The organism is Terracoccus sp. 273MFTsu3.1 (assembly GCF_000383675.1).
Classification (GTDB): Bacteria; Actinomycetota; Actinomycetes; order Actinomycetales; family Dermatophilaceae; genus Terrabacter.
The window spans coordinates 280,994-306,622 of the sequence record NZ_KB911822.1 but is presented as its reverse complement, the minus strand read 5'-3'; the positions used below and the strand labels follow the sequence as shown (position 1 = coordinate 306,622).

Sequence of the window (25,629 nt, the reverse complement as noted above, 5' to 3'; positions counted from 1 at the left end):
TGACCCCACCGGACGCCACACCATCGGCAGGACCGTCCCGCCCTCGGAATGGGCGGGGCACCCCGACGGTTGACGAGGCATGACCACCTGGGGCTTCATCGGCAGCGGCAACATCGGCAGCACCGTCGCCCGGCTCGCGATCGCGGCCGGACACGACGTCGTGCTGAGCAACAGCAGGGGTCCCGAGACCCTCACGGACCTCGTGGCCGAGCTCGGCCCGCACGCCCGAGCCGCCACCGCGCAGGAGGCCGCCGCGGCCGGCGACCTCGTCGTCGTGACGATCCCGCTCAAGGCCTACCGCGACGTGCCCGTCGACGAGCTCGCCGGCAAGGTCGTCATCGACACGATGAACTACTACCCCCAGCGCGACGGCCAGATCGAGGCTCTCGACGACGGCTCCACGACGAGCTCCGAGCTGCTCCAGGCGCACCTGCCGCAGTCGCACGTCGTCAAGGGCTTCAACAACATCTACTTCCAGCACCTGCGCGACCTCGCCCAGCCGCTCCTGCCCTCCGGCGCGGACGGCCGCAGCGCCCTCGCGATCGCCGGTGACGACGCCGCCGCGAAGGACGCCGTTCGACGGGCTCTCGACGCCATCGGCTACGACACCCTCGACCTCGGCCCGCTCGCCGAGGGCTGGCGCACCCAGCCCGGCCAGCCGGCCTACGGGCTGCAGTACGCCAAGGACGAGAGCGACTGGACCGCCGGGGCCCGCCCGGTCGACGCCGACGAGCTCGCCGGCCGCGCGGTGCAAGGCACGCGCGAGGCCTGAGCGCGCCGCTCCCCGCTCGCAACCCTCGACAGGCCGTTTTGGAGGCGGCCCCGTCACCCGTAGACTGACGAGCGAGGGGAGTACTTCCTCGCGCGCTCCGGTCAGTACGGTGGTCCCACGACCACCCCGGTCCGTGGCCGACGGCAGTCGGTGAAGGAGACCTCAGACATCACGGTCTGAGGAGACTCATGCTCACTGCCCTGTCCGCCGCCACCCCGGCGCCGCCCGCCGAGTCGATCGGCTCACCGACACTGTGGATCGCGACGATCGCCGGCGTCGCCGCCCTCTTCGTCATCGACTTCCTCATCACCCGCCGCCCGCACGACCCGAGCATGCGCGAGGCGATCGGCTGGTCGGCCTTCTACATCGCGATCCCCGTCGTCTTCGGCGGCTGGCTCTGGTGGCAGTACGGCGCGCAGCAGGGCGTCGAGTACTACACCGGCTACATCGTCGAGAAGTCACTCTCGGTCGACAACCTCTTCGTCTTCATCATCCTGCTCTCGGCGTTCGCCGTGCCGCGCGAGCTGCGCCAGCGGGTGCTGCTCATCGGCGTCGGCGGCGCCCTCGTGCTCCGAGGTGTCTTCATCGCGCTCGGCGCGCAGATGATCGCGAGCTTCGCGTGGACCTTCCTGCTCTTCGGCGCGATCCTGCTCGCCACGGCGGTCAAGGTCGGCCGTGACGCGCTGTCGCACACCGACCACAGCATCGACGTCGACCAGCTGCGTTCCGTCAGGCTGATCCGCCGCATCCACCCCGTCACCGACACCTACGCTGGCACGAGCCTCACGGTCCGCCAGGGTGGCCAGCGCGCCCTGACGCCGCTCGCCCTCGTCGCCGTCGCCATCCTCGGCACCGACATCGTCTTCGCCATCGACTCCGTGCCGGCCGTCTACGGCATCACCGGCGACCCGTACCTCGTCTTCGCGACGAACGCCTTCGCGCTGCTGGGCCTGCGCGCGCTCTACTTCGTCCTCGAGGGCGCCCTGGCCAAGCTCGTGCACCTCGGCCACGGCCTGTCGCTCATCCTCGCCTTCATCGGCGTCAAGCTCGTCCTGCACTGGGCGCACGGCGCGTGGCCGGCCGTCCCGGAGATCCCGACGCTGCTCTCGCTCGGCGTCATCATCGGCATCCTCGCGGTCGTCACCGTGACGAGCCTGGCGGCCAACAGGCGTGCCGACGCAGACGCCGAGCGGGCCGGCGAGCCCGAGGACGAGGCACCGTCGGTGCCACTCGCCTGACGGGCAGCCCGTCCGCCCGGCCGACGGGCCACACGGCATACGCGGTCGTATGCCGTGTCGACCGTCATGAGGGAGGCGTCCCGCTGGGGGCCGGGGCGCCTCCCTCGACTGCGCAACCCGTCCGGCCCGTCCCCGGGCGGGTGCCGCGTCTCAGCTCGTCGCACTCGGGGAGGGAGAGCCGCCGGGCTGGGACGTCGTGACCTTGAAGACGACGAGACGGGCCGTCAGGTTCGTCGCGCCGACCCCGGTCACGAGCGCCTTGGTGCCCACCGCGACCGCCCCGATGGTGGAGTCGGCGCCCTTGCCGTTCGAACGGACCCGGACCTTCGTGTCGGCTGCCACGGCGAAGGTCTGCGAGAAGCCGTCCTTGGCCTTGACGGTGATCGAGCCCTTCGAGACGGCGGTGACGTCGCCGCGGATCGCCTGGTGGGTGACCGGGCCGGACGTGCCCTCGGTGACCCACGTGCCGTGCAGCGCGCGGAGCATCCGGGCGCGCAGACCCTTGCGGTCGCCCTTCGCGGCCGCAACTGCCCCTCGGGTCGCGTCGTCGACGGCCGGCATGTCGAGGGCGGAGGCGTCGACGGCGGAGGTGTCGAGGGCCGCGGAGACGAGGTCGATGGTGTCGCCGTCAGCGGCGGCCGAGTCCTGCATCGGCGCGGCACCGATGGTGCTGGTGGCGGTGCCGGCCGAGTCGGTCTTCGAGCAGGCGCCGAGCACGAGGCTGCCGAGGACGAGGACGGCCGCCCCGAGGGCGGTGGAGGAGCGCTTGAGGCCGGTCGTCCGGCGGGTGTCGGTGGTCATGCCCCTACGTTCGCGCACCCGGGTGAAGCCTCGGTCCGGGTCGTGTTCGGATCGTGTTCGGGCGCCCGGCTAGACCGGGAGTGCGTCACCGGGGAAGCCGAGGCAGGGCAGCACCTCGTGGGTCATCATCCCGGCCAGGACGCACGGGTCCGCCGCCATGACCTCGTCGGCGACCTCGGGGCTCACGGTCATGACGGCGACCCCGGCGACCTCGTCGGACAGGACCGGGCAGAGCACCGCGATCACGCCCCCGGCACGGAGGCCGACCATCCGCCGCTGGTGCGCGCGCTCGAAGGCCTCGGCGCCGTCCTGGTGACGCCCGGGTGCCCACCGCAGCACGAGCAAGGTGAACGGGCGGGCGGTCCCGGCCAGCGTTTGCACCTCGGTGTCGGTCGCGAGGGGCAACGCGGCGGCGTCGCTGACGTTCGTGCGTCCCGTGCTGTCGTCCACCGAGGTCACATCCCCAGCTTCTGGTGGTCGACCTCGACGAGCGCCACGACCCGCTCGACGTCGCGGCCGTAGGGGGCGCCGGTGTACTTCGTCGCGAGGTCGTCGACGGCCGCCCAACCGGCGTCACCGTCGAGCCAGTCGACGACTCGGCCTCGCAGCACGAGCGGCGTGAAGGGGTCCTCAGGCGGGGTGAGCGAGATGGCGACACGGGGGTCGCGACGGAGGTTGCGGGCCTTGCGCGACTGCGGTCCGGTGAGGAACGCGACGCGGTCGCCGACCGTGCCGATCCAGAGCGGCACCGAGTGCGGCGAACCGTCGGGGAGCGTCGTCGCCAGGTGGGCGATGGGGGTGCCGTCCAGGACGGTGCGGACGTCGTCGTCGAGCATGTCGTGCTCCTTCGCGGTGTCGTGTCGTGACGTCTCCGGCGTTCCTTGAAGAGACTTCGCCACCGTAGCAGCATGAGTTCCTTCAGGGAACCCCAAATGCTAGGTTAGGCGCATGCAGCGCACCCGCTTCGGCGACATGACGTGCTCGATCGCCCGCACGCTCGACGTCATCGGCGAGCCCTGGTCGCCGCTCATCCTGCGCGACGTGTGGGTCGGCATGACGCGGTTCGACCAGCTCCAGGCCGACCTCGGCATCTCGCGCAAGGTGCTGACCGAGCGGCTCCACCACCTCGTCGAGCAGGGCGTGCTGGAGCGGCGCCCCTACGACGCGCGTCCCCGCTTCGAGTACCACCTCACCGACAAGGGGACCGAGCTCGTCGAGATGCTCATGGTCATGGTTCGGTGGGGCGACCGCTGGCTGGCCGGCCCGGCCGGTCCACCGGTTCTCTACCGGCACCACGCCTGTGGCGAGATCGCGTCGGTGGACCCGAGGTGCAGCCACTGCGGCGAGCCGATGCACGCCGACGACGTCGACGTCCTCCCGGGCCCCGGCGCGGCGGCCTGACCCACGCGGCGCGGGCGCGAGAGGCTCACCCGCTCTGGTAGAAGGGCGGGTCGCAGGTCGGCGATCCCGTCGGGAACGGCGTCCTCGACGAGCACGGAGCGAAGCCGGTGATCGAGACACCGGGGATGCTGATCGGCGGGTGGTCGGTGTCGTTGCAGTCATGGCCCCACCGCACCGTCATGGACAGTGTGACCCCTTGGTTCGCACTGTTGTCGGAGTTCGCGTAGACGATGACCTTGACCGACGCGCCCGGGGCGATCCGGGTGCAGTAGGTGGGGACGATCCCCACGACGACGAACGGCAGCCCGGACGAGCTGATCGCGATCGACGGCTTGAGCACGATCGGCTTGACCGTGTTGTTGGTGACGAGCAGGGGGACCGCGAACGCCTTGGCCGGGTCTAGTCCGGGCAACCCGGCGAAGACCCCGGCGCAGTCCTGGGCACTGTTGCCCGGGAGCTTGCAGGGCGTCCCGACGAAGTTCAGGGGCCCTCCACCCGAGGCGGCGATGGCGGGGGCCGCCGAGACGAGCGCGACGGCCGGGACCGACCACACGGCGCCCTTGGCGACTGTGCGTCGTGTCAGGCCACTGCCCTGAGGCGTGGTCGGGTGCTCGCGGGACATGATGATCCTTCCGGTCTGCGATGCCGAGCGTGCTCGCTCCTCGCGCGGTGGACCTGCACCGGCGGACCCCCGGGTGCGTGACGTCACCCGCAGGGGTGACGAATCGTCAAGGTAGCCAGCGGGATCCGGGGCTGCACGGCAATCAGGGTCGCCGAGGGGGAAATCACCCCGTGCGGGTGAGCGCGAAGCATCCCCTTTGCCACCAAAGGGACTCGACGACCTGCGGTCGAGAACGCGTATGCCGTCAGGCGAAGATCGGGCCCACGGCCGGGTAGGCGGTGGTGAGGGCCGTGCGCACGGCCGTCAGCGATGGGACGTCCGTGCCGCCCTGGTAGCCGGTGTCGAGCCGCATCGGCTTGCCCCACGCGGTGAGGTCCTCGACCGTCGTGCCGGTCGCGGCACCGGAGAGCTGCCCGAACCAGTCGGCGCGGGCGTACGTGATGTCGCCCCCGATGCAGACGAGGTCGACCCACGAGGGGTCCGCGAGGCACACGTTCTCGTAGGGGTCCGGGTGGTGCCGCTCGAGCACGACGATGTCGGCCGGGCGCCCTTGGGCGACGGAGCCGAGATGGTCGTCCAGCCCGGCGAGCCGCGCCGCGACGGAGGTCACCATGGCGACGAGGTCGGCGGCGGCGACCGGGTGACCCTGGCGGGCGAGCTCACGGCGGGCGACCTTCATCTCGGCGAGCAGGCTCGTCGACCCGGAGGGCAGCCAGTCGGCGCCGAGGGCGACCGGCATCCCGGCCGCGATGGCCTCGCCCGCGAGGGTCGTCTCGCCGTAGAGGCGCAGGTTCGACTGTGGCGACCACACGAGCCGGCAGCCGAGCTCCGCGACGGTGTGGAGGTCGTCGGCGGTGAGGGCGCTGCCGTGGATGATGTTCGTCGCCGAGGTCGCCCCGCCGAGCGTCAGGAAACGCTGGAACTCCTTGGCGCTCACGGCATCCCCACGCCGCCCCTCGGACAGGTGCAGGTAGAAGGCGTTGACGTCGCCGGCCGCGATCCGCGCCATGACGGCCTCGAAGCTCGGCAGCCCGAACGACCCCGAGGGCAGGTCGATCATCGAGCGCGCGCGGTGTGCACCGAAGGCCCACTGGTCCAGGTTGCGCACGAGGGGCTCGGACGACGCACTGCTTGCCCCCGACGCGCCCTGGATGCCGGTGACGCCGCCGACGAGCGCGCGCACCTCGGCGTAGCGGGTCTGCGTCTTGGGCGGTACCTGCGTGAGCAGGACGTTCTGCGGGTCGCGGACGAGTGCCTGGTAGGGCTTCGACCGTCGCCACGCGTAGCGGTTGTCGTAGAGCTTCGGCGGCTCCCACGCGGCGAAGACGTTGAACTCCGGGTGGCCGTGCAGGTCGAGCAGACCGGGCAGGATGACGCCGTCGGTCTCGAGCACGGCGACGTCGGTCGGCCTGCGCTTGGAGACCCGGTCGATGAGCCCGCCCGCGACCGTGACGTAGCCGCTCGACCACGCCCCGTCGGGGGTGATGACGGCGCCGTGCAGCGCGAAGGGCGCCGGCGGCAGCGCCCGGGAGCGGCGCGTCGGCTCGGGAAGCTCCTCGGTGATGCCGCGGGCGTACGCCTTGGCGAACGGACCCGGTGCGCTGCGCTTCACAGTGCCGGCCATGTGCGGGCTCCCTTCGGGACGACGACGCTGATCGTCGCGCGCTTCGTCTGCTTGTCGTCGCCGGTGCGGGACGCCCACGCGTCGACGTCGCGCCACCACGAGGGCGCGCCGGGTGGGAGGTCGACCTCCGGGATGGGCGCGAGGTCCGTGGGACCCCACGCGGCGGCATACGGAGTCAGGTCGGTGGGTCCTTCGGGGGCGACGTGTGCAGCGAGGTCGGCGAGGTGGTCGTTCCAGTTCGCGAGCTGCGACGCGGTCGTCTCAGCGAGCGGCGTGCCCGACGCCCGGGCGAATCCCTCTGCGTACGTGGGGTGCCGGATTGCTGCAAGGTGCAGCGACGCCGCCGTGTCGGGCTGCGTCGTGACCCAGGCGGCGTAGGCCGTCGCGGCGAGGTCGCCGAGGGCGACGACCGCCGTGACGTCGGTGCCGACGAGCAGGGCGTCGAGCCAGCGGTTCCGGTAGGCGGCGATGGCCGGGTCCTTGGCGTGGCGGCTGCCGGCGGCCTGCCCGAAGACGCTGTAGAGGTAGACGTTGACCATGGCGTGTGCCGTGTGGACGCCGACCTTGGCCAGCAGCCCCTGGACGCGCTGGCCGGCCTCACCGACGAGGATGCGGCGCGAGATCGCCTCGTGCGTCGCGGGATCCTGGCCGAGGACGAGCACGCGGGCGCTGCCGTCGAGCCGTCCCCGGTGGAAGACGGGCCCCCACTCGGTGCGGAAGTCGGCCGACGGGTAGACGTCGTCGCCGGGATAGTCGGCGACGAGCGACGCGAAGGGCTCGGCGCCGTAGCCGACACAGCTCTGGTGCACGACGGCCATGGCAGACCTCCACCCGATCGACAGCCATTGTCAGTGCAGGGTGTCTCGACGGTAGTCCTGATACATCAGACCCGTCCGGTGGATCGGCGGTTTGGGCGACCGCGCAGGTCGGCGGCCGCTCAGCCGTCGCCGGCGGCGCGGCGCAGCAGCAGCGCCTTCTCGGCGTCGTTCTGCGTCATCCCTGCCGCGCGGGCGAACTCGGCGCGGGCCTCCTCGTCGCGGCCGAGGCGGGCGAGCAGGTCGCCACGGACGCTCGGCAGCAGGTGGTAGTCGGCGAGCGATCCTGAGGCCACGAGTCCGTCGACGACCTCGAGCGCGGCGGCCGGCCCCTCGGCGTAGGACAGGGCCACCGCACGGTTGAGGTCGATGACGGGCGACGGGCGACTCGCTCCGAGCTGGGCGTAGAGCGCGACGATGCGCGCCCAGTCGGTGGCGTCGGCCGTGCGGGCGCGGGCGTGACACGCGGCGATGGCGGCCTGGAGCACGTAGGGGCCGGCGGCACCACGCGCGGGGTCCACGAGCGACACGGCACGCTCGAGCGCTGCGAGCGCGTGACGGATGAGGGCCCAGTCCCACTTCGTGCGGTCCTGGTCGAGGAGCAGAACGGGCTCGCCGTCGGGACCGATGCGGGCCCGGGTGCGCGAGGCCTGGATCTCCATGAGGGCGAGCAGGCCGTGCACCTCGGGCTCCCCGGGCGCCAGGGCCGCGAGCACGCGTCCGAGCCGGATGGCCTCCTCCATGAGGTCGCCGCGCACCCAGTCGCGACCCGACGTGGCGGCATACCCCTCGTTGAAGATGAGGTAGACGACCTCGAGGACCGACGCGAGGCGTGGGGCCAGCTCGGCGCCCGACGGCACCTCGATGGTGACGCCGTCCTGGCTCAGGGTCTTCTTCGCCCGCGAGATCCGCTGGGCGATGGTCGGCTCGGTGGTGAGGAAGGCGCGGGCGATCTCGCGCGTCGTCAGGCCACCGATCATCCTCAGCGTCAAGGAGATTCGCGCCTGGGCCGTCAGCGCGGGATGGCACGCTGCGAAGACGAGGCCGAGCACGTCGTCGTCGATGTCCTCGAGCGCGGCGTCGAAGTCGCCCTCGGCCAGCTCGGCCACGCGCAGCTCCTCCATGTGTCCCACCTGCTGCAGCTTGCTCGCGAGGTTGACGTCGCGCCGGATGCGGTCGATGGCCCGCCGCCTCGCGGTCGCCGTCAGCCAGGCACCTGGCTTCGTCGGGATCCCGTCGCGCGGCCACTGCTCGAGCGCCTGCACGAACGCGTCCTGCGCGAGGTCCTCGGCGAGACCGACGTCGCCCACGACGCGGGCGACGACGGCCGTCACCTTGGCGGCCTCCATGCGCCACACGGCCTCGAGCGTGCGCTGGACGTCGTCGTGGGATGCCCGAGTGGCCTGTGACGCGGTGGTCTCGTGGGTCTGGTCGGCGGTGGATGACACCCCGACACTCTGGCACGGACCGGTGTCGGTTCAGCCCTGGGCGGCGTTGCGGGCGGCCTCGGCGCGCATCTGCTCCTCGCGCTCGCGCAGCTCGGGGGTGAAGGCGTCGCCGAAGTCCTCGGGCGAGAAGACCTGGCGCAGCTCGAGCGCCTGGCCCGGGTCGGGCGCGCACGAGACCGGCCACTTCCGGAGCCACTCGAGCGCCTCCTCGCGGGAGCTGACGTCGATGATGCTGAAGCCGGCGACGAGCTCCTTGGCCTCGGCGAAGGGTCCGTCGGTGACGACCCAGTCACCGTCCTCGTAGGTGACGCGTGCGCCCTTGGCACTCGGGTGCAGCCCCTGCCCGTCGACGAAGACGCCCGCCTTGAGCATCTCCTCGTTGTAGGCCTGCATGTCGGCGAACTGCTGCTCGGTGCCGGTCGTGCCCTGCTCGGTCTCGGGGGTGCTGTGGACGATGATCATGAAACGCATGGCGGTCTCCTCCTGCGGTCGGTGCACGGTCGTCGGACCGTGCTCACCTCTACGTCGAACGGGTCGGACGGTTCTCGACACGACACCCGGGAATCCTCCGGCGACGGCTCAGCGACGGTCCGGTCGTCCGATGCTGGCACGGACGCGGCCGGCGAGGGCGCGGTAGAAGTCGGCGTTCGCGAGATAGCGGTAGTGGTCGGTCGCGAGACTGCCCGCCGCGAAGAACGCCGAGTCGTCGACGCCCTCGACGATGCCCTCCGCACGGAAGCTCAGCAGGTCGGCGTGGTCCCACACGTTCCACCAGCCACCGAGGTGCTCGGGAGGGGGGTATGCCGCCGGGCCGGGCCCGCGGTCGGGCGCGCTCTCGAGGAAGAGCCCGAGCTCCTCGAAGAGGCCGACCTGCGAGGCGGCCGCGCACCAGTAGTCGATGCGGATGCCCCGGTGCTCCGGCATCCGGGGCAGGAAATGGGTGACGAGGTCGTAGACGATCTGTCCGCCCATGCTGTGGGTGAGCACGACGAGCGGCTCGTCCCGGCTCTCGGCGGCGAAGGCCGCGGCGTCGAGGCCGGCCAGGACGCGTTCGACGATCGGCCCCGGCGCCTCGGCACTGCCTCGCGTCGACACGTAGGTCAGGACGTCGCCGAGGAAGACCGGCACGAAGTCCTCGAGCGGCCGCCGCAGCGACGTGGCCGCCCCGCGCAGCCGTCGGATGTGCCGCGGCGCGGGAGCGACGTCGTCGACGACCTCGGCGGCGGCCTCCGCCACGGCGCCTGCAGCGTCCTGGGCCGCCTCCGGCAGGTCGAGCGGTCGCGAGACGAGGGATCGGCCGCCGAAGGCGAAGTGGGCGCCGAGGTCACCCCAGTAGATCCGCATGATCGGCACCCCGGTGGGGTCGTCCGAGACGGCGGGCGCGACGTGCTCACGCAGCTGCGCCTCGATGGTGGTCCAGGGGACCTCCCCGAAGGCCCGCGTCGCCCGGGCGAGGGTGGGGTCCTCGTCGCGGACCGCGACGCCGTGGACGAAGACGATCGGCACGCGGGACCCCGTCGTCCGGGTCTAGAGCTCGAGCCGCGCGGTCGCGGCCGACTCGACACCGTCGCGGAAGGCGACACCTGCCCGCGCGGCCTGCGCGACGGCCTCGAGCACGGGCACGAGTCCGTCGTCGTCGACATGGCCAGTGACCTCATCGGCAACGGCCTTGACCTGGTCGGGGGCGTTGCCCATGGCGACGCCCCACGCGGCCCAGTGCAGCATCTCGAGGTCGTTGCGCTGGTCGCCGCACGCGACGGTGTGGATCGGCTCGACGCGCAGCTGGCGACGGACGAGCTCGAGCGCACTCGCCTTGGACACACCCTCGGGGTTGATGTCGAGCCACGCGGACCAGCCGACGGCATACGACACCCCGTGCAGGCCGGCGCGCTCGACCATCTCCATGAACTCCTCGGCCGTGGCCTCGGGCTGGCGGAGGGTGACGCGGGTGACGGGGTGCGCGATGAGCTCGTCCCAGTCGACCTCGCGGGACTCGCCCATGAGCTCACCGTCGGGGAAGTGCTTGCTCACCTTGAAGCCGACGCCGGGCTCCTCGACGGCGATGAGCGCGTCGGGCAGGGCGACGCGCATCTTCTCGAGCACCGCCCGCGGGTCGAAGGTCACCATGTCGATGATCGAGTAGCCCTCTGCCGCAGCCGGGTCGAGCCGGAGCGTCAGCGCACCGTTGGAGCAGATGGCGTAACCCTGGCGCAGGCCGAGCGCCTGGAGGATGGGCGTCGTCGCGATGATCGAGCGGCCCGTCGCGATGACGACGGCGACGTCGTCGGGCAGCGCCTGGACGGCGTCACGGACGCGGTCGGAGAGCTCGCCCATGTGGTTGAGGGTCGTGCCGTCGAGGTCGAGGGCGAGCAGTCGCTGTGCCATGCGCTCACCGTATCGCCCGCCTCGAGCCGCCCGTGCAGGCCCGGATGCTCGTCGCCCGCGCGCCGCGCGGCCGTCACCGACCCGTCACCCGAAGGTCGCCCGGTCAGTGCCCCGCCACACGGAGCACTGACGCAGGCAGCGCCCGCTGCCGTCGGCGCAACGCGCCGCTCAGGCAAGGCGGCCGAGCGCGTCCTCGATGCCGCGGTGGAGCGTCGGGTAGGCGTAGATCATCGAGCGGAGCCGCTCGATGGGGACCTCGCCGTGCACGGCGACGGCGAGCGCCCCGAGCACCTCTCCCCCGGCCGGACCCATCGTCGTGGCGCCGACGAGGACGCCTCGGTCGGCATCGGCGACGACCTTGATGAGACCGTCCGCCTTGGCGATCCAGCCGCGGGTCGTCTCGCCGAGCGGGGTGACGCCGACGTGGACGTTCGCGAGCTTCTCGCGAGCCTGCGCCTCCGTCATCCCGACGGCACCCACCTCGGGATCGGTGAACGTGACGCGCGGGAGGGCGGCATACTCCGCCGGTGGGCCGTCGTCGCCGAGGACGTCACGGATGACGACCCCCGCCTGGTACATCGAGACGTGCGTGAAGGCGCCCTTCCCGGTGATGTCGCCGATGGCCCAGACGCCGTCGGCGACGCGGCAGCGGTCGTCGACGGGCGCCGTGCGCGAGTCCCGGGCGACGCCGACCGTGTCGAGCCCGACGGCGGCGGGGTCGGCCCGGCGGCCGGTGGCGACGAGGAGCTTCTCGGCGGCCAGCGTCGAGCCGTCGGCCAGCGTGACCGTGAACGTCGAGCCGTCGTGGGTGACCTTCTCGGCGCCGACACCGTCTCGCACGGTGATGCCGTCGGCCTCGAGAGCACGCTTGAGGTGCTCGGATGCCTCGGGCTCCTCGAGCGCGAGGATGCGGTCGGCGGCCTCGACGACCGTCACGTCGACGCCGAACCGGGCCATGACCTGGCTCAGCTCGCAGCCGATGGCACCACCGCCGAGCACGACGACCGACGCAGGCAGCTCGGTCGCCTCGACGATGTCGTGGTTGGTCCAGTAGGGCGTGTCCGCGAGACCGTCGACCGGTGGGATCGCTGCCGTGGTGCCGGTGTTGACGACGATGCCCGTCGTCGCCGTGTAGGCGGTGCCGTCGACGTCGACGCGGCCCGGTCCCGCGATCCGGGCCGTGCCGCGGACGAAGGTCGCGCCCTTGCCGGTCAGTCGCTCGACGGCGACCTTGTCGTCCCAGCCGTCGGTCGCCTCCTCGCGGATGCGCGTGGCGACGACCGACCAGTCGGGCGTGACGTCGCCGACCGACCCCGCCAGCCCGTCGACACGACGTGCCTCGGCGAGCGCATCGGCGGCGCGGATCATCATCTTCGACGGGATGCAGCCCCAGTAGGGGCACTCACCGCCCACGAGTCGGCGGTCGACGCCGAGCACGCGCAGGCCGCGCTCGGCGAGGCTCCCGGCGACGTGCTCACCGCCCGGTCCGAGCCCGATGACGATGACGTCGAAAGTGTGGTCGGTGTCGGTGGCCATGCCACAGCCTTACCCGCCGGAGCCCCGCTGGGAAGAGCGGGCGTATGCCGCCGGGTCGACGTGCGCTCGCCGGTCGACGGGGCGCGCCGGGAGAAACGGGCCCGGACCGGCTCCTGTGCAGCGAGGACGCTGCCGATGACGAGGACCATGGCGACGAGGTGCACGGGACCGAAGCGCTCGCCGAGGAGCGCGACGCCGAGCAGGACGCCGATCACCGGGTTGACGAGGCCGATGATCGAGGCGGAGGTCGGGCCGAGGATCGCCAACCCCCGGAACCACAGGACGTAGGCGACGCCGCTGCCGAGAAGACCGAGGTAGACGAGCGCCCCCACGGCCGGCAGGTCGAGGGCCGGCGGCGCGCCCTCGACGACGAGCCCGATCGGCAGCAGCACGAGGCCACCGGCGACCAGCTGCCACGACGTCATGGTGACGACGTCGTCGGTGGGCGCCCACTTCCTCGTCAGGACGAAGCCGCACGACGACAGCACGACGGCGAGGAGCCCGGCCCCGAGACCGACCGGGTCGAGCGGCTTGTCGAGCCCGTTCTGCAGCACGAGCAGCGCGACCCCGACGAGGCCGACCAGACCGGCGGCCCCCGAGACCCGGGCGGGCCGCTGGCCCAGGAGCATCCACGAGACCGCCATCGTCACCATGGGGGCGGTGGCGACGAGCGTGGCACCGAGGCCGCTCGGCAGGCGATAGGCCGCGAAGAAGAGGAGCGCGTAGAAGAGGCCGATGTTGAGCGAGCCGAGGACGAGCGAGCGCCACCACCAGTCGCCCCGAGGCAGGCGCCGGAGCCAGAGGAGCATGAGCAGGCCGACGGGCAGCGCCCGGACGGTGGCGGCGAAGAGCGGACGGCCGGGTGGGAGCCACTGCTGCGTGACGGCATACGTGGATCCCCAGATGGCGGCGGGGAGCGCCGTCAGCGCGACGTTCGTCCAGCTCGCTCGATTACCTTCCATGGAAGGTAATATACCTTCCGGAGAAGATATATTCCATCCATGGAGCGCCGCGAGGACCACGCACAGCACGTCGTCGACCAGTGGGCCGTCGTCCGCCCCGAGCTCGACGTCACCCCGGTGCTCGTCATCGGCCGGCTGCACCGCGTCGCCCTGGCCCTGACGACCGAGCTCGTCAAGGTCTACAACGCGTACGGACTCGGCGAGGGCGACTTCGACGTGCTCGCGACCCTGCGCCGCACCGGGGAGCCGCACGAGCTGACCCCGACCGAGCTCATGGACCAGACCATGGTGACGTCGGGCGCCGTGACCAAGCGTCTCGACCGGCTCGAGGGCGCCGGCCTCGTCGAGCGCCGGGTCGCAGGCGGCGACCGCCGCAGCCGCATCGTCGTGCTCACCGACAAGGGTCGCGAGCTCATCGACCGCGCGGCGCCCGAGCACTTCGCCAACGAGGCGCGCCTGCTCGAGCCACTCACCGCGTCGGAGCGCGCCACCCTCGCGCGCCTGCTCGGCAAGCTCGGCGCCTCGCTCGGGGTCTGACCCGCCGTCTGACCCGGCGCCTGACCCGACGTCTGACCGGTGTCTGACCGAAGCCGTATGCCGTGGACGGACGGACGCGCCCGGCCGCGGCGGCCTACGCTCCGATGCCATGACCGTGACGTCGCTGGCACTGCTCGGGGTCGCCGCGCTGCTCATCGGCTTCGCCAAGACGGCCATCGGCGGCGTCGCGAGCATCTCCATCGCGATCTTCGCCTTCGTGCTCCCGACGAAGGAGTCGACGGCGGCGATCCTGCTGCTGCTCCTCATCGGTGACGTCGTCGCCGTGTGGCACTACCGCCGCGACGCCGACCTCGGACTGCTGAAGCGGCTCATCCCGGCCGTGCTGCCCGGACTCGCCCTCGGCGCCCTCTTCCTCTCCTGGGTCGACGACGCGACGCTGCGTCGCGCCATCGGCGGCCTCCTCCTCGTCCTCGCGGCGCTCCAGCTCGTCCTCACGTGGCGCTCCCCCGACACGGCCCGGGTCGGCTCCTCACGCGCCGCCGCGCTCGGCACGGGAGCGGCCGCGGGCTTCGCGACGATGACGGCGAACGCTGCCGGCCCGGTCATGACGCTCTACCTCGTCGCGCAGGGGGTCGAGAAGCGCCGCTTCCTCGGCACGGGCGCGCTCTTCTTCTTCGGCGTCAACCTCTGCAAGCTGCCCTTCAGCATCGGACTCGGTCTCTTCAGCGTCGAGACCCTCTGGCGCACAGCCCTGCTCGCTCCGCTCGTCCTCGTCGGCACGTGGGTGGGGCTGCACACGGCACGGCGCCTCAGCCAGACCCGCTTCGACCAGCTCGTGCTCGCCGCGACCATCGTGTCGGCGCTCGCCCTCGTCGTCCGCTGAGGCTCCCCCGGCGCGCGTCCTAGGGTGCTCGTCATGAGCCACGACGCCGACGACCTCGATCTCATCCGTGCCTCCCGGCGGGCCTGGGGAGGTCTCGAGACGCTCCACGTGCTCGGCTACTTCGCCGACGAGGTGCGCGACGCCTATGTCGCCCTCGGCCTGCACCCGCGCCTCAGCTACTTCGCCGCGCGGTCGGCCGCCTTCGGGGCGGTCGGGCCCGAGGTCCCGACCGCGACGTTCTACGTCTTCGCACCGTGGCTGCACGCCAAGGCCCTGCCCTCGTCGTGGGCGGTGGCGAGCCCCGAGCAGGTGCAGCGGGCCCGTCGCGCCGGCATGACCGCCGTGCTCGATCGCGTCGTCGGCGACACCGACGTCACCGAGCTGCTCGACCTCGCCCGCACCGTCTGCGCGGGCCTCACGGCCCCCGGACGCCCGCTGTACGCCGCCCACGCCGGGCTCGCGTGGCCCGACGAGCCGCGGCTCGCGCTCTGGCACGCCTCGACCCTCATCCGCGAGCACCGCGGGGACGGTCACGTGGCAGCGCTGCTCCGCGCCGGGCTCGACCCCGTCGAGTCGGTCGTCGTCGGCGGGCTCTTCTCCGGCACCACCGGCTTCATGCGGTCGAGCCGCGGCTGGTCGGACGACGAGTGGGCCGCCGGCGTCGAGCGGCTCACCGAGCGGGGGCTCGTCGACGGGGACGCGCTCACCGAGGAGGGGCTCGCCTTCCGCCAGGACCTCGAGCACGAGACGGACCGGATGTCGCTGGAGGGCTGGGTTCACCTGGGGCTCGAGGGCACGCGCCGGGTCGCCGAGCTGGCCGCGCCGCTCCGGGCGGCCGCGCTCGGCAGCGGCATCCTCCCCGACGGGATCGGCGCGGGCGGGCGCGGCTGACTCAGGGGGTGAAGGCGTCGCGGAAGCGTTGCAGTGCGAGCTCGTCGTCGCCGGAGGCGAAGCCCTCGAGACCCACCGGACCGGTGTAGCCCATCTCGGCGAGGGCCCTCGCGACGGCCGGGTAGGCGATCTCGCCGGTGCCGGGCTCGCACCGGCCGGGCACGTCCGCCACCTGGATCTCGCCGATGTGCGGCAACGCCCGGCGGCAGAGCTCGATGAGGTTCCCCTCGCCGATCTGGGCGTGGTAGAGGTCGAGCATCAGCTTGAGGTGCGGACTGTCGACGGCCGCGACGAGCGCCAGGCAGTCGGCGGCGGTCGCGAAGGGCACGCCGGGGTGGTCGACGGCGGTGTTGAGGTTCTCGAGCACGAACGTCACGTCCTCGCGCTCCCCCAGCTCGGCGATCCGCCCCAGGGTGCGCTCGGCGGTCAGCCACATCGGCCCGGTCGCGACGGGCTCGGGCCGCACCGGCAGGCCCCGGTCGTCGAGGCCCGTGCCGTGGAGGTTGAGCCGCGGGATGCCGAGCCGCCGCGCCACCGGGACCGACTCGGCGGCGGTCGCGAGCAGCTCGTCGGCCCCCTCCGCGTCGCCGAGCCGGCCGCGGACGTAGCCCGTCATCGACGAGTAGACGACGCCCTCGTCACGCAGGGCGACGAGCTCGTCGACGTCGTGGCGCGTCCAGTCCCAGATCTCGACCTGGAAGCCGAGCCCGTGGATGCGGCGCACCCGCTCGGCGAAGGGCAGGTCGAGGTAGACCATCTCGGCGCTCACGGCGAGCGTGAACGGGGTCGCCATCAGGCACCCGCCCCGGTCGCCACGCGGTCAGTGTCGCGGATCGTCACCGTGCCGCCGGTCTCGACGGCCTCGATGCAGGCGAGCGCGATCCGCAGCGCGGCGCGGGCGTCCTCGCCACCGACATGCGTGGGGCCGCCGGCGCGGACCGCGGCGCAGAAGGCCGCGAGCTCGGCGGCATACGCGTCGGTGAAGAGGTCGGTGTCGGCGCGGGCCGTCGGGCTCGCCATCCCCGCCGCACCCCAGTGCGCCGTGCTGAGGTGGGCTGGGCTGCCGGCGGTGACCATGCCGGCCGAGCCGAAGACCTCGGCGCGCACGTCGTAGCCGTAGGCGGCCGAGAAGCTCGCCTCTGCGACGGCGATCGCGCCGTTGTCGTAGCGGATGGTCACGACGGCGGTGTCGAGCAGGCCGGCGTCCTTGAAGTCGGGTTCGACGAGCGCGTCCGCCATGACGGAGACCTCGACGGCCGTCGCGCCGGGGTTGAACCAGCTGAGCGCGTCGAAGTCGTGGATGAGCGTCTGGGTGAAGATCGTCCACGGCGGCACTCCGGCCGGGTCGGCGAGACCCGGGTCGCGGGTGAGCGAGCGGATCAGCTGCGGTGTCCCGATGCCGCCGGCGGCGACGGTCTCGTGGGCGGCAGCGAAGTCGCGGGCGAAGCGCCGGTTGAACCCCACCTGCAGAGGTATGCCGGCAGCTTCGGCCGCGGAGACGGCGCGGTCGGCGTCGGCCAGGGTCATCGCCATCGGCTTCTCGACGAAGACGGCCTTGCCGGCCTCCGCGGCAGCGACGACGAGCGCGGCGTGCGCCGTGCTGGCGCACGTGATGGCGACCGCCTCGACCCGTGGGTCGTCGATGAGGGCCTGCGGGTCGGTGAGCCAGTCGACGCCGAGCTCCTCACCCAGACGTTCGGCCGCCGCGGCGCGGGGGTCGGCGACGGCGACGAGCTCGGCCTCGCCGAGCCTCCGAGCCAGCGTCGTGGCGTGGTGGGTGCCGATGCGGCCGGCCCCGATGAGACCGATTCGGACCGGTTCGATGCGCGTCATGGCTGCTCCTTCGCAGATCGGTACTAGAGCGCTCTAGTTTGGGACTTATTGAACCGGTCCACCGCCACGCCGGTCAAGGGCTGGCCGACCCTCATGGAGCGCTCTAGAGTCGCGACGTGGGCAGCGAGAGGGTCACGATGGAGCACGTCGCCGCACGTGCCGGGGTCTCGCGCGCCCTCGTGTCGATCGTCTTCCGCGGTGTCGCCGGCGCGTCGGAGGCGACCCGCGAGCGGGTCCTCGCCGCTGCGCGCGAGCTCGACTACCGCCCGGACACGCGCGCCAGCCGTCTCGGCAGCAGCCGCACCCGCACGCTCGGTGTGACGTTCAGCGTGGGCCACGCCTTCCACGGCGATCTCCTCGAGAGCCTCTACACGCACGCCGACGCGGCGGGCTACGAGCTCGTGCTCAGCGGCGTCACGCCGTCGCGCTCGGAGGCGGCCGCGGTGGAGACCCTGCTCGCCGAGCGGTGCGAGGGCATTATCCTGCTCGGCAGCAGCCAGGACACGGCCCGGCTCGAGCGACTTGCCGCCCGCCTTCCGGTCGTCAGCGTCCTGAGACCCGTCGCCCGCGGCGAGGTCGGCGTCGTGCGCACCGACGACGCCGCCGGGCTGCGCCTGTCGGTCGAGCACCTCCATGGCCTCGGCCACCGGCGGATCGCCCTCCTCGACGGCGGTCGAACCGCGGGCGCGGCCGAGCGGCGACGCGGCTACCGCACGGCGATGCGCCGCTCACCGACCCTCACCGAGGTCGTCCTGACCGGCGGCGTCACCGAGCTCGAGGGCGCCGAAGCAGCCCGCACCTTCCTCGGGCTCGGCCCGCGCGAACGTCCCACGGCCGTCGCGGCCTTCAACGACCGCTGCGCGATCGGCTTCGTCGACGTGGTGCGGCAGGCCGGGCTCCACGTGCCCGGCGACGTGTCCGTCGTCGGCTTCGACGACATCACCGAGGCCGGCTACCCGCACGTGGCCCTGACGACGGTGCGCCAGGACGCCGAGCGGCTCGGCGCCGAGACCGTGCGCACCTTGGCCGACCGGCTCGACGGCGGGTCCTCGGACCGGGGTTCCGGCACGACGCCACCCGCCCCGGTGGTCATCGAGCCCGAGCTGGTCGTGCGTGCCAGCACGGCTCCGGCCACGCGCCACGGCGCGCGCTCGTGAGGCCGCGTGACGTGCTCGGTCGCGACGTCGGGCCGGACGTGCGCGTGCAGTTCACGAGCCTCCGTGGCCACGTCGTGCGGTCGTTGGCTCTCGGGGGCGAAGCGCCGCGCACGACACCGCTCGTCGTCGTCCTCCCCGGCCTCGGGCTGCCGTTCTACACGGTGCCGACCGCGCGGGCCATCGTCGCCCGGGGCCTGGCCTGCACCGTGCTCGACCTACCCGGCTTCGGCTCCAACCTGCCGCGGCCGACGAGCCCGTCGATCCACGCCGCGGGCCTGACCGCGGCGCGCTGGATCGAGGCCCAGGCCACCGGGCACCCCGTCGTCGTGCTCGGCCACTCGACGGGCGGGCAGGCCGCGCTGACCGCCGCCCTCGCCCTCAGCGCCCGGCGTCGCGACTTCTCGCTCGTGCTCGCCGGGACGACCTTCGCCCCCGAGCAACGTCGCCTGCGCCGACTGGCCCTGGCCACCCTCCTCGCCTACCGCGACGACCGCCTCGACCAGATCGACGCGATGGAGGTCTACCGGGGTCGCACCGGCATCATCGCGATGCTCCAGTCGGGACTGCACGACGCCCCCGAGGAGCGGATCGCACACCTGCCCGTGCCCGTGACGGTGACGGCAGGGGTGCGCGACGCCTTCGTGCCGGTCACGTGGCTCGACCGGCTCGCCTCGTCCGCCGCGAGCGCACCGAGCGTGCGCACGTCACTGCTCGGAGGCTCGCACAACAACCTCTTCACGCACCCGGAGGAGATCGCCGAGCTCGTCGCGCTCGCGGCCGCCGACGCGACGGCCCACTGACGGCGGGAGTCAGTCCGCCTTGACCGGGTCGCGGCCCTGCCACGTGCAGACGCACGCCTCGTTGCCCTCGGGGTCGGCGAGGATCCAGAACGCCGGCGCTCTCGAGTCGGACACGAGGTGCCCTCCCGCGGCCAGAGCCCGCTCGATGCGTCCGGGCGCCTCGTCGTGGGCCACGGTGACGTCGAGGTGGATCCGGTTGCGCTGCGGCCGAGGCTCGTCCATCTGCTGGAACCACACGGCCGGGCCCAGGCGGAGCGGATCCTGCACGTCGTCGCGGGCGATGACGTCCCATCCGAGGACGGCGTCCCAGAAGGGACGGACGGCATCGATGTCCATGGCGTCGATGGCGATCTCGACGACCGTGAGCGTGCCTGGTTGCGACGTCAGCCCCATCTCGGCGACCACTGCGTCGACGGCCCGACCGACCGCGATGTCGGCGTCGCTGACACCACCGGCGGGCTCGGTCGACACGGCGAGGTGCACGACGGCGCCGCGCACGTCGAGGTCGGGCTGCCGGCCCAGCGGCGCCGCCACGGCGCCGACCCGCGCGACGAAGTCGAAGGCCGTCGCGACGCCGGGCGCGCGCACCGTGAGGTGCATCCGCTGGAGCAGGAACCGCCACGTGGGGAGGGCGTCGGACGCCGCCTGACGCGTGAGCTTGTCGGCCATGAAGCGACCGTAGCCCGCGGCACCGACGTGCGGGCCCTCACGGCTCGCGTATGCCGCCGCGCCGGGTCGTCGTGTCACCGCGCGGCGCCGTCGTGCCGCGGACCACGAGCTGCGGCTCGAGGACGAGCTCGACGGGCTCGGTGCGCCCCGCGTCGAGTCGCTGCGTCGCTGCCTCGACCGCGGCCGTCGCCATCGCCTGGGGGATCTGGCTGACGCTCGTGAGGTCGACGGTCGCGAGGCGGGCGATGAGGCTGTCGTCGTAGCCGACGACCGAGACGTCCCCCGGCACGTCGACACCGTCGCGCCGCAGGCGGTCGAGGAGGCCGAGCGCCGCCCGGTCGTTGAAGGCGACGACGGCGGACGGCATACGCACGCGACCGGGAGCCTCCTTCGACAATTGAGGGAGGTGGAGGGCAGCGGCGGCGCGGGCGCCGGACTCCTCGTCTCCCCCGCCGTCGACGACGACCGTCCCGTCCGCGAGACCCAGGCGTTTCAGGGCGCGGCGGTAGCCCTGCCGGCGCAGCGTGGCGATCGGCCCGCGCGGCCCGTCGACGAAGGCGATGTGCCGGTGGCCGAGCCCGAAGAGGTGCTCGACGGCAAGGCCGACGCCGACGTCGTCGGCCGCGCGCACGACGTCGACCCCGGCCGCCTGCGCCCGGCGGCCGATGGCCACGACGTGGTGCTCCTCGGCGAGGGCCGCGAGGTCGGCGTCGGGCAGCCGGGGACCGAGCAGCAGCAGGGCCTCGCAGCGGAAGTCGAGGAGGGACTCGACGGCACGGCGCTCGTCCCGGGTGCGCGTCAGTGGGCTGACGACGATGTCGTATCCCCGGTCGTCGGCGGCGGCCTGGAGGTCCTCGAGCAGCTCGCCGTGGAAGGTGCTGCTGACGTCCATCGTCACGCCGAGCAGCTGGGTGCGCCGCCGAGCCAGGAGGCTCGCGGTGCGGTCGGCGCGATAGCCGAGCTCACGGGCAGCATCGAGCACCGCCTCGCGCGTCGCGGCACCGGGTCCCGGCCGTCCGCGCAGGACGAGCGACGCCGAGGCCGTGCTGACGCCGGCGCGGGAGGCGACGTCCTCGAGGCGGGGGCGCGCGGGGCGGGACGGCATACGGCTCCTTCGGGTGGCGAGGTCGGCAGGGACTCAGGACAGATTGTCAGAACAAAGTGTTGACAGGTGCGGGCGGCTCTCCGCACACTGGAGCCATCGTAACTTAAAGCGCTTTAAACCGCTCGTTGCCCAACCCGATCGAGATGTCCAGAGAGGTACATCCCATGACGCAGTCACACATCGGCGTCGCCGTCATCGGCGCCGGCATGGCGGGGCGGGCGCACTGCGCCGGCTACCGCACCGCCCCCACGCTCTTCGACCCGCCGCTGCCACCCATCCGGTATGCCGCCGTCGTCGACGCGAACGAGGCCGTCGCCAAGGACGCCGCCGCCCGCTACGGCTACGAGCGCCACGGCACCGACTGGCGCGAGCTGCTCTCGGCCGACGACGTCCACGTCGTCAGCGTCGTCGTCGCCAACCACCTGCACCGCGAGATCGTCGAGGCCCTCCTCGACGCCGGCAAGCACGTGCTCTGCGAGAAGCCGATCGCGGCGAGCATCGACGATGCCCGGGCCATGATCGCCGCCGCCGAGAAGCGCCCGGACCTCGCGACGGGCACGGCGTTCGTCTACCGCCGCCAGCCCGCCGTCGCCGCCATCCGCGACCTGCTCCGCGACGAGCTCGGCGAGGTGAGCCACTTCAACGGCCGCTACTGGTGCGACTACGCCCGCAGCTCCGAGACCCCGATGGCGTGGCGCTACAAGGGCGGTCCCGGCACCGGAGCCCTCGCCGACATCGGCAGCCACCTCATCGACCTCGCCGAGTTCCTCTGCGGCCCCATGGTCTCCGTGGGTGGCGCGACGTTCACGACGAAGGTGAAGGAGCGTGCCGTGCCACTCGGCACGACGTACGGCCACGCCAAGGCCGAGCTGTCCGACGTGCGCGAGCCGGTCGAGAACGACGATGTCGCGACCTTCACCGCGCACTTCGCGTCCGGGGCCGTCGGCACGTTCTCGATCTCGCGCATCGCCCCCGGGCACGCCAACTCGCTCGCCTTCGACCTCATGGCCCAGCACGGCGCCGCGAAGTGGGACATGGACCGTCCCGCCGAGTTCTCCGTCATCCGCAAGCTGCGCGACGACGGCCTCGACGGCTACAACCAGGTGCTCGCCGGCCCGGCCCACCCCTACGTCAAGGGCGGCCTGCCGATGGACTTCCCGGGCGTCTCCTTCGGCGTCGGCGACCTCTTCGGCTACCAGTGCCGCGCCTTCCTCGAGCAGGTCGCCGGCATCGAGGGCCTGCCGCCCGTCGCGACCTTCGCGGACGGCCTGCGCGACCTCGCCATCATCGACGCGGTCACCCGCTCGGCGGCGGCCGACGGTGCGTCCGTCTCGCTCGGCTGACACGCGTTCTCGAATCCCCCATCACCCCAGACACTTTCGGAAGGTACGACCATGCAGCTCGGCGCCTACAACGCCTGCCTCGGCGACAAGCCCCTCGGCGAGGCCCTCGACATGATCGCGAGCCTCGGGCTCACGAGCGTCGAGATCAACTCCGGCGGCTTCCTGCCGCCCATCCACCTGCCCGTCGACGACCTCCGGTCGAGCGAGCAGGCCCGGCAGGACTACCTCGGTGAGTTCAGCTCGCGCGGCCTGACCCTGACCGCCCTCAACTGCAACGGCAACCCGCTGCACCCTGCCGCCGGCTTCCCGCACTCGCAGGACCTCATCGACTCGATCGAGCTCGCCGCACTCCTCGGCGTCCCGCGCGTCATCACCATGTCCGGCGCCCCCGGTGGCGAGCCGGGCACCTCTGTCCCCGTGTGGAACCCGCTCCCGTGGTGGAGTCCCTTCCTCGACGTGCAGGACCACCAGTGGGCCGTCGCTGTGCCCTACTGGAAGGACGTCCAGGCCCGGGCCGCTGCGGCGGACGTCCGCATCGCCATCGAGATGCACCCGGGCAACATCGTCTTCAACCCGCGCACCCTGCACCGCCTCGTCGAGGAGACCGGCGCGACCCACGTCGGCGCCGAGATGGACCCGAGCCACCTCTTCTGGCAGGGCATCGACCCCGTCCTCGCCGTGGCCGACCTCGGCGAGCTCGTCTTCGTCGCCGCGGCCAAGGACACGCGTATCAACGACGCTGCGAAGGTGAACGGCGTCATCGACGACAGCTTCTACCGCGTCGCCGAGGGCGAGCCGGGCTACCTGCCGCTCGGCGGAGGCACGACCCTCAGCGGCTGGCCCAAGAGCCCGTCGTGGGACTTCGTCGCCGTCGGCCGCGGGCACGACACCGCCTACTGGACCGAGTTCCTCCGGGCCCTGCACAAGGTCGACCCCGACATGCCCGTCAATATCGAGCACGAGGACCAGGAGCTCGACCAGCTCGAGGGGTTGCGCTTCGCCGCCAACACCCTCATCGAGGCCGCGAAGGGCATCTGAGCACCGGACCCGGCCGGATGTCCCGGTTGAGGTGTCCCGGCCGCAGTTCTTGTGGCGGGGACACCTCAACCGGGCGGTCGGGTCAGTCGCCGGCGGCCGAGCGGCCGTTCCAGCTGATCTCCCAGGTCGTGTTGTCGCCGTGCTGCTGGGTCCAGAACGTCCGCCAGGAGTTCGACGTCGTGGGCTGGGGCAGCTTGGCACCGAGGAGACCGCCGACCGTCGGGTCGCCGTCGGAGACGTGGATGCCGGTGATCTCGTTGTCGCCGTCGTTGTAGGACGGGCCGCTCATCGAGTCGAACGTCGCGGACGCATCGCGGCCTTCCGCGAGGAAGCGAACGGGCTTCGGAGCGCGACCGCGCCCAGCGGCATACGACCCCTCCCGCTCGCGACCGTCGGCGAGGTTGAAGACGTAGCCGGAGTCGAGCGCGTTGCGCTGGGTGTGCAGGCCGTCTCCGGCGTCCTCGACGACGAGCAGGTCGTCCTTGGTCGCGAAGGTGATGTTGTCGAAACCGGTGTGCTCGACGTCGCCGACCGCGGCGATCGAGATGCGACCGGTGTCTGACGTCGAGCTCGACTGCGAGATGCGGAAGACGCCGCCGTACGCCCCGGGGAGCGTGCTCGAGGTGCTCGTGTCACCCGTCTCGGTGAAGTAGAACTCCTTGAAGCCCGTGCCGGGCCGGAAGACGCCGTTCTCGGGGCGCTTGAGCGGCGTCGCGTTCGCGGCCTTGGCAGCGGCCGTGGCGTCGAACGCCTCGCTCGTGCCGGTGTGGACCGTCACCCACGTCGTCGCGAAGGACAAGCCGTAGGTGTGCAGCTCGCCGATGAAGGGGTCCGACGGGTTGGACTGGAGCTGCGACGTCGTGGCCGGCGTGCCGTCGGCGCGCTTGATCTGCAGCGCCTGGAGCGTGCCGCCCTGGGTGAGGTCGCCCTTGTCGTTCGGCACGAAGCGGTAGACGAAGCTGTTGGGCACCTTGCCGCCGCTCGCCGCGGCACCCCCGATGTCCTCGAGCATCCAGACGTTGCCGGCGGCGTCGTTCTGGATGCCCTCGAAGCCACCGGAACCGAGCGCCGCGAGCCGCGTCGCCCTGCCCCCGTCGACCGGGTCGCCCTTCGCGTCGAGGCCGACGGCGAAGACCCCGCCCTTGGGGGCGCTCGACTCGGCCGTGAGGAGGAGCTGCCTGGTGAAGGGGTCCCACGTGATGCCGTCGATCGTCGGGTAGGCGTTGCCCGCGACGTCGGTGTCGGAGATCAGCGTGACCCGCTTGAGGGGGTCGGTCTCGTCGAGGTCGATGCGCGTGACGTAGCCGCGCGGGCCGGTCTCGTGGCCCTGGTAGAGGTAGTGCCTGCCGCCGAGGACGAGGTAGACGTTCTTGTCGGGCTCGGTCTTGTGGGCCTCGTTCCTCGCCTGCGTCAGGGGCGCGCCGTCAAGCGTGTTGTAGCCGTAGTGCGTCACACCGTTGGCGGTGTCCGGGTTCGTCAGCGGCAGGGTGCCCCAGGCGACGGAGCTCTGGCTGGCCGACGGGGTGAGGACGTTGTTCTGCACGCCGAACTTCGGGTTGGCGTGCGGCACGTTGACGACGGGCAGCCCGCCGTGGGCGTCGGCGGAGGAGCTGCCGAGGGCGAAGGCGGCGGCTGCGACGAGGGTGCCGACGAGCCCCGCCTTGACGATGGTGGGAGTGTGCACGAAGAAGCCTCTCGTGGGCCCCGGTGTGAGTGCCCGGGGTGGGTGAGCTGAGACCTCTCCACACTTTCGGCGGAGTCTGGGAGAACCCTTCGGATCCCGTGAACGGCGTGGAAGATCGCGCCGA

26 protein-coding genes and 1 pseudogene are annotated in these 25,629 nt (G+C 72.4%); 10 read left to right on the top strand and 17 right to left on the bottom strand.

Features of this window, described 5'->3' with window-relative positions:
• Positions 1-79: 79 nt before the first annotated feature.
• Both H283_RS0111715 and H283_RS0111710 read left to right on the top strand, forming a co-directional pair.
• The gene (locus H283_RS0111715) at positions 80-772 is read left to right on the top strand and encodes an NADPH-dependent F420 reductase (protein ID WP_020143715.1); all 693 of its coding nucleotides are present in this window, start codon (positions 80-82) and stop codon (positions 770-772) included.
• Positions 773-960: 188 nt separating this feature from the next.
• Positions 961-2,010, top strand: coding sequence for a TerC/Alx family metal homeostasis membrane protein (locus H283_RS0111710; protein WP_020143714.1), 1,050 nt, complete (start codon positions 961-963; stop codon positions 2,008-2,010).
• Positions 2,011-2,160: 150 nt separating this feature from the next.
• Here the strand turns inward: H283_RS0111710 and H283_RS26665 are convergent, their stop codons facing one another.
• The 3 genes from H283_RS26665 to H283_RS0111695 form a co-directional block, all read right to left on the bottom strand.
• Entirely contained in the window at positions 2,161-2,811 is a 651-nt protein-coding gene (locus H283_RS26665) for a hypothetical protein (protein ID WP_020143713.1), read from the bottom strand.
• Positions 2,812-2,880: 69 nt separating this feature from the next.
• Positions 2,881-3,261, bottom strand: a complete 381-nt coding sequence (locus H283_RS28155) for a hypothetical protein (protein WP_196805973.1) — start codon at positions 3,259-3,261, stop codon at positions 2,881-2,883.
• Positions 3,262-3,266: 5 nt separating this feature from the next.
• A complete protein-coding gene (locus H283_RS0111695; RefSeq protein WP_020143711.1) occupies positions 3,267-3,647 on the bottom strand; it encodes a TIGR03618 family F420-dependent PPOX class oxidoreductase in 381 nt (126 codons plus the stop codon).
• Positions 3,648-3,759: 112 nt separating this feature from the next.
• On the opposite strand from H283_RS0111695, the gene H283_RS0111690 reads away from it, so the two are divergent.
• Entirely contained in the window at positions 3,760-4,212 is a 453-nt protein-coding gene (locus H283_RS0111690) for a helix-turn-helix domain-containing protein (protein WP_020143710.1), read from the top strand.
• A gap of 25 nt (positions 4,213-4,237) precedes the next feature.
• Here H283_RS0111690 and H283_RS0111685 read toward each other — a convergent pair whose 3' ends face one another.
• The 9 genes and pseudogenes from H283_RS0111685 to H283_RS24875 form a co-directional block, all read right to left on the bottom strand.
• Entirely contained in the window at positions 4,238-4,834 is a 597-nt protein-coding gene (locus H283_RS0111685; RefSeq protein ID WP_156023139.1) for a hypothetical protein, read from the bottom strand.
• Between the two features lie 244 nt (positions 4,835-5,078).
• The gene (locus H283_RS0111680; RefSeq protein WP_020143708.1) at positions 5,079-6,458 is read right to left on the bottom strand and encodes an amidohydrolase family protein; all 1,380 of its coding nucleotides are present in this window, start codon (positions 6,456-6,458) and stop codon (positions 5,079-5,081) included.
• On the bottom strand, positions 6,443-7,276 hold the full coding sequence (locus H283_RS0111675) for a uracil-DNA glycosylase family protein (protein WP_020143707.1): 834 nt from the start codon (positions 7,274-7,276) through the stop codon (positions 6,443-6,445). The genes H283_RS0111680 and H283_RS0111675 overlap by 16 nt, the downstream gene beginning before the upstream one ends.
• Before the next feature lie 119 nt (positions 7,277-7,395).
• A complete protein-coding gene (locus H283_RS0111670; protein ID WP_020143706.1) occupies positions 7,396-8,721 on the bottom strand; it encodes a sigma-70 family RNA polymerase sigma factor in 1,326 nt (441 codons plus the stop codon).
• 30 nt (positions 8,722-8,751) lie between these two features.
• Positions 8,752-9,192 carry a YciI family protein gene (locus H283_RS0111665; protein WP_043649315.1) on the bottom strand — a complete coding sequence of 147 codons (441 nt, stop codon included), beginning with the start codon at positions 9,190-9,192 and terminating at the stop codon, positions 8,752-8,754.
• A gap of 108 nt (positions 9,193-9,300) precedes the next feature.
• Positions 9,301-10,227: a hypothetical protein gene (locus tag H283_RS28150; protein WP_020143704.1), complete on the bottom strand. Its 927-nt coding sequence runs from the start codon at positions 10,225-10,227 to the stop codon at positions 9,301-9,303.
• A gap of 21 nt (positions 10,228-10,248) precedes the next feature.
• A complete protein-coding gene (locus H283_RS0111655; protein WP_020143703.1) occupies positions 10,249-11,106 on the bottom strand; it encodes an HAD family hydrolase in 858 nt (285 codons plus the stop codon).
• Between the two features lie 168 nt (positions 11,107-11,274).
• Positions 11,275-12,642 (bottom strand): NAD(P)/FAD-dependent oxidoreductase, encoded by a 1,368-nt coding sequence (locus H283_RS0111650; RefSeq protein ID WP_020143702.1) that lies wholly within the window; start codon positions 12,640-12,642, stop codon positions 11,275-11,277.
• 134 nt (positions 12,643-12,776) lie between these two features.
• Positions 12,777-13,604 (bottom strand): annotated as a pseudogene (locus H283_RS24875) (DMT family transporter); the annotation flags it as partial.
• Positions 13,605-13,643: 39 nt separating this feature from the next.
• Here H283_RS24875 and H283_RS0111640 point away from each other — a divergent pair.
• The 3 genes from H283_RS0111640 to H283_RS0111630 all read left to right on the top strand — a co-directional run bounded on the left by H283_RS0111640 (position 13,644) and on the right by H283_RS0111630 (position 15,876).
• A complete protein-coding gene (locus H283_RS0111640; protein ID WP_020143700.1) occupies positions 13,644-14,141 on the top strand; it encodes a MarR family winged helix-turn-helix transcriptional regulator in 498 nt (165 codons plus the stop codon).
• Positions 14,142-14,250: 109 nt separating this feature from the next.
• Complete coding sequence (locus H283_RS0111635; protein WP_020143699.1) at positions 14,251-14,985, top strand: sulfite exporter TauE/SafE family protein; 735 nt, start codon at positions 14,251-14,253, stop codon at positions 14,983-14,985.
• A gap of 33 nt (positions 14,986-15,018) precedes the next feature.
• Positions 15,019-15,876, top strand: a complete 858-nt coding sequence (locus H283_RS0111630) for a hypothetical protein (RefSeq protein WP_196805972.1) — start codon at positions 15,019-15,021, stop codon at positions 15,874-15,876.
• A gap of 1 nt (position 15,877) precedes the next feature.
• Here the strand turns inward: H283_RS0111630 and H283_RS0111625 are convergent, their stop codons facing one another.
• Together H283_RS0111625 and H283_RS0111620 are read right to left on the bottom strand one after the other, a co-directional pair.
• On the bottom strand, positions 15,878-16,669 hold the full coding sequence (locus H283_RS0111625) for a TIM barrel protein (protein WP_020143697.1): 792 nt from the start codon (positions 16,667-16,669) through the stop codon (positions 15,878-15,880).
• Positions 16,669-17,709: a Gfo/Idh/MocA family oxidoreductase gene (locus H283_RS0111620; RefSeq protein WP_020143696.1), complete on the bottom strand. Its 1,041-nt coding sequence runs from the start codon at positions 17,707-17,709 to the stop codon at positions 16,669-16,671. The genes H283_RS0111625 and H283_RS0111620 overlap by 1 nt, the downstream gene beginning before the upstream one ends.
• 116 nt (positions 17,710-17,825) lie before the next feature.
• Between H283_RS0111620 and H283_RS0111615 the strand changes: the two genes are divergently transcribed.
• Positions 17,826-18,866 (top strand): LacI family DNA-binding transcriptional regulator, encoded by a 1,041-nt coding sequence (locus H283_RS0111615; RefSeq protein ID WP_020143695.1) that lies wholly within the window; start codon positions 17,826-17,828, stop codon positions 18,864-18,866.
• 11 nt (positions 18,867-18,877) lie between these two features.
• Positions 18,878-19,666, top strand: a complete 789-nt coding sequence (locus H283_RS26655) for an alpha/beta hydrolase (protein ID WP_020143694.1) — start codon at positions 18,878-18,880, stop codon at positions 19,664-19,666.
• 9 nt (positions 19,667-19,675) lie between these two features.
• Here the strand turns inward: H283_RS26655 and H283_RS0111605 are convergent, their stop codons facing one another.
• Positions 19,676-20,335 carry a VOC family protein gene (locus tag H283_RS0111605; RefSeq protein WP_028785532.1) on the bottom strand — a complete coding sequence of 220 codons (660 nt, stop codon included), beginning with the start codon at positions 20,333-20,335 and terminating at the stop codon, positions 19,676-19,678.
• A gap of 37 nt (positions 20,336-20,372) precedes the next feature.
• Positions 20,373-21,440: a LacI family DNA-binding transcriptional regulator gene (locus H283_RS0111600; RefSeq protein ID WP_020143692.1), complete on the bottom strand. Its 1,068-nt coding sequence runs from the start codon at positions 21,438-21,440 to the stop codon at positions 20,373-20,375.
• A gap of 164 nt (positions 21,441-21,604) precedes the next feature.
• Here H283_RS0111600 and H283_RS0111595 point away from each other — a divergent pair, with 164 nt between their 5' ends.
• Both H283_RS0111595 and H283_RS0111590 read left to right on the top strand, forming a co-directional pair.
• Entirely contained in the window at positions 21,605-22,783 is a 1,179-nt protein-coding gene (locus H283_RS0111595) for a Gfo/Idh/MocA family protein (protein WP_020143691.1), read from the top strand.
• A 51-nt stretch (positions 22,784-22,834) separates the two neighbouring features.
• A complete protein-coding gene (locus H283_RS0111590; protein ID WP_020143690.1) occupies positions 22,835-23,821 on the top strand; it encodes a sugar phosphate isomerase/epimerase in 987 nt (328 codons plus the stop codon).
• 82 nt (positions 23,822-23,903) lie between these two features.
• On the opposite strand, the gene H283_RS24865 is transcribed toward H283_RS0111590, so the two are convergent.
• A complete protein-coding gene (locus tag H283_RS24865) occupies positions 23,904-25,505 on the bottom strand; it encodes an alkaline phosphatase PhoX (protein WP_020143689.1) in 1,602 nt (533 codons plus the stop codon).
• Positions 25,506-25,629 lie beyond the last annotated feature (124 nt).

What these genes read in the sequence shown, in the direction of transcription:
- H283_RS0111715 (WP_020143715.1), top strand. Translation starts at nt 80, where the DNA reads ATGACCACCTGGGGCTTCATCGGCAGCGGCAACATCGGCAGCACCGTC.
- H283_RS0111710 (WP_020143714.1), top strand. Translation starts at nt 961, where the DNA reads ATGCTCACTGCCCTGTCCGCCGCCACCCCGGCGCCGCCCGCCGAGTCG.
- H283_RS26665 (WP_020143713.1), bottom strand. Translation starts at nt 2,811, where the DNA reads ATGACCACCGACACCCGCCGGACGACCGGCCTCAAGCGCTCCTCCACC.
- H283_RS0111695 (WP_020143711.1), bottom strand. Translation starts at nt 3,647, where the DNA reads ATGCTCGACGACGACGTCCGCACCGTCCTGGACGGCACCCCCATCGCC.
- H283_RS0111690 (WP_020143710.1), top strand. Translation starts at nt 3,760, where the DNA reads ATGCAGCGCACCCGCTTCGGCGACATGACGTGCTCGATCGCCCGCACG.
- H283_RS0111685 (WP_156023139.1), bottom strand. Translation starts at nt 4,834, where the DNA reads ATGTCCCGCGAGCACCCGACCACGCCTCAGGGCAGTGGCCTGACACGA.
- H283_RS0111680 (WP_020143708.1), bottom strand. Translation starts at nt 6,458, where the DNA reads ATGGCCGGCACTGTGAAGCGCAGCGCACCGGGTCCGTTCGCCAAGGCG.
- H283_RS0111675 (WP_020143707.1), bottom strand. Translation starts at nt 7,276, where the DNA reads ATGGCCGTCGTGCACCAGAGCTGTGTCGGCTACGGCGCCGAGCCCTTC.
- H283_RS0111665 (WP_043649315.1), bottom strand. Translation starts at nt 9,192, where the DNA reads ATGCGTTTCATGATCATCGTCCACAGCACCCCCGAGACCGAGCAGGGC.
- H283_RS0111655 (WP_020143703.1), bottom strand. Translation starts at nt 11,106, where the DNA reads ATGGCACAGCGACTGCTCGCCCTCGACCTCGACGGCACGACCCTCAAC.
- H283_RS0111650 (WP_020143702.1), bottom strand. Translation starts at nt 12,642, where the DNA reads ATGGCCACCGACACCGACCACACTTTCGACGTCATCGTCATCGGGCTC.
- H283_RS0111640 (WP_020143700.1), top strand. Translation starts at nt 13,644, where the DNA reads ATGGAGCGCCGCGAGGACCACGCACAGCACGTCGTCGACCAGTGGGCC.
- H283_RS0111635 (WP_020143699.1), top strand. Translation starts at nt 14,251, where the DNA reads ATGACCGTGACGTCGCTGGCACTGCTCGGGGTCGCCGCGCTGCTCATC.
- H283_RS0111630 (WP_196805972.1), top strand. Translation starts at nt 15,019, where the DNA reads ATGAGCCACGACGCCGACGACCTCGATCTCATCCGTGCCTCCCGGCGG.
- H283_RS0111625 (WP_020143697.1), bottom strand. Translation starts at nt 16,669, where the DNA reads ATGGCGACCCCGTTCACGCTCGCCGTGAGCGCCGAGATGGTCTACCTC.
- H283_RS0111620 (WP_020143696.1), bottom strand. Translation starts at nt 17,709, where the DNA reads ATGACGCGCATCGAACCGGTCCGAATCGGTCTCATCGGGGCCGGCCGC.
- H283_RS0111605 (WP_028785532.1), bottom strand. Translation starts at nt 20,335, where the DNA reads ATGGCCGACAAGCTCACGCGTCAGGCGGCGTCCGACGCCCTCCCCACG.
- H283_RS0111600 (WP_020143692.1), bottom strand. Translation starts at nt 21,440, where the DNA reads ATGCCGTCCCGCCCCGCGCGCCCCCGCCTCGAGGACGTCGCCTCCCGC.
- H283_RS0111595 (WP_020143691.1), top strand. Translation starts at nt 21,605, where the DNA reads ATGACGCAGTCACACATCGGCGTCGCCGTCATCGGCGCCGGCATGGCG.
- H283_RS0111590 (WP_020143690.1), top strand. Translation starts at nt 22,835, where the DNA reads ATGCAGCTCGGCGCCTACAACGCCTGCCTCGGCGACAAGCCCCTCGGC.